This window comes from Allgaiera indica (assembly GCF_900106675.1).
Lineage (GTDB): Bacteria > Pseudomonadota > Alphaproteobacteria > Rhodobacterales > Rhodobacteraceae > Acidimangrovimonas > Acidimangrovimonas indica.
Genome location: NZ_FNOB01000069.1, coordinates 1 through 1734, shown reverse-complemented (window position 1 = coordinate 1734; position 1734 = coordinate 1). Strand labels below are relative to the sequence as shown.

At 70.0% G+C, this 1734-nt stretch carries 2 protein-coding genes; both read left to right on the top strand.

All coding sequences use genetic code 11. The features are described 5' to 3' along the window. Nucleotides 1-631, top strand: a 631-nt coding sequence (locus tag BLV97_RS20600; RefSeq protein WP_092164240.1) for a TIM barrel protein, incomplete at its 5' end; no start/stop codon positions are given. Nucleotides 632-674: 43 nt separating this feature from the next. Continuing rightward, complete coding sequence (locus tag BLV97_RS20595) at nt 675-1577, top strand: NAD(P)-dependent oxidoreductase (RefSeq protein ID WP_035841557.1); 903 nt, start codon at nt 675-677, stop codon at nt 1575-1577. Nucleotides 1578-1734: the final 157 nt, after the last annotated feature.

Genomic DNA, 1734 nt, shown 5'->3' with positions numbered 1-1734 from the left:
GGCGCTGGCGGCCTGCGGGTTGCCGGTGCTGGGGCTGAACATGCGCATGGGCGACACCGCCGGCTGCGCCGCCGATCCTGCCCGCGCCGACGCGGCCCGGCGCGATATCGACGCGGCGCTGGAGGTGGCGACGCGAATCGGGGCGGGGGCGGTGCATGTGCTGGCCGGCCGCGTCGCGGCCGATCCCGCGGCCAAAGCCGCCTACAAGGCGGCGCTGCGCCACGCGCTGGAGGCGGGCGACCGGGTGATCCTGATCGAGCCGATCTGCCACGCCGCGATCCCGGGCTATTTTCTTCACAGCCTCGACCAGGCGCTGCGGATCCTGCGCGAGATCGACCACCCGCGGCTGAAGATCATGTTCGACTGCTACCATATCGAGACCGAGCACGGCGATGTCGCGGCGCGCCTGCGGGGCTGCGTGGCCGACGTGGGCCATGTCCAGATCGCCTCGGTCCCCGGCCGCGCCGAACCCGAGACCGGCGCCGGCGCCACGCTCGATTACGCCCGGCTGCTGCCGCAGATCGTGGCCGCGGGCTATGGCGGCGCGTTCGGCTGCGAATACCGCCCCGCCGGCACGGTCGAGGCGGGCCTCGGCTGGCGCGACGCCCTGCGCGGCGCGCCTCACCCCTGATCCCCCATCCCTGATCCCTACCCATGCCCTGAGGAGCAAGACAATGACAGCAGCAAGCACCCCCAAGGAAACCATCGGCTTCGTCGGCGTCGGGCTGATGGGCCACGGCATCGCCAGGAACCTGATCGCGGCGGGTTATCCGATGACGGTGATCGGCCATCGCAACCGCGCCCCGGTCGAGGATCTGGTTGGGCGCGGCGCGACCGAGGCGGCCTCTCTTTCCGATCTGGCAGCGGTATCGTCGATCATTTTTCTGTGCCTGACCGATGCGAATGTGGTGCAGCAGGTCGTGACCGAGATGGAGCCGCAACTGCCCCCCGGCACGGTGATCGTCGATACCTCGACTTCTGACCCGGTGGTGACGGTCGCGCTGGCCGAGCGTCTGGCGGCGAAGGGCGTGGCCTATTGCGACGCGCCGCTGGGCGGCACCCCCGCGCAGGCCGAGGCCGGGGAATTGCAGGCCATGGTGGGCGCCAGCGACGAGACCTACGCCCGGCTGAAGCCGGTGTTCGAGTGCTGGACCCAGCGCAGCGTGCATATCGGCGGGGTGGGCGACGGGCACCGCATGAAGCTGGTCAACAACTTCCTGTCGCTGGGTTATGGCGCGCTTTACGCCGAGGCGCTGTCGGTGGCGCGGAAATCCGGCCTTTCCGTGCAGCAGTTCGACAGCGTGATCCGCGGCGGGCGGATGGATTGCGGCTTCTATCAGACCTTCATGGGCTACGCGCTGGAGGGCAATCGCGACGCGCACAAGTTCACTCTGACCAACGCCTACAAGGACATGCGCTATGTCGAGGCGATGGCGAACGCCGGCGGCTGCGTCTCGACCCTGGCCAGCGCGATCAAGAATTCCTACGCCGCCGCCGTCGCCTCGGGGATGGACGGGGCCGAGGATTACGTCCCGCACCTGACCGATTTCATCGGCCGCGCCAACGGCGTGAAATAGCCCCCGCAGGGGCGGAGGGGGAGCCATGGCGACACGCAGGCATCGGATCGCGGCGATCCCCGGCGACGGAATCGGCACAGAGGTGGTGGCCGCGGGCCTCGAGGTGCTGGAGGCGGTGGCGGCGCGTGACGGCGGCTTTGCGCTCGACGTCACGGGC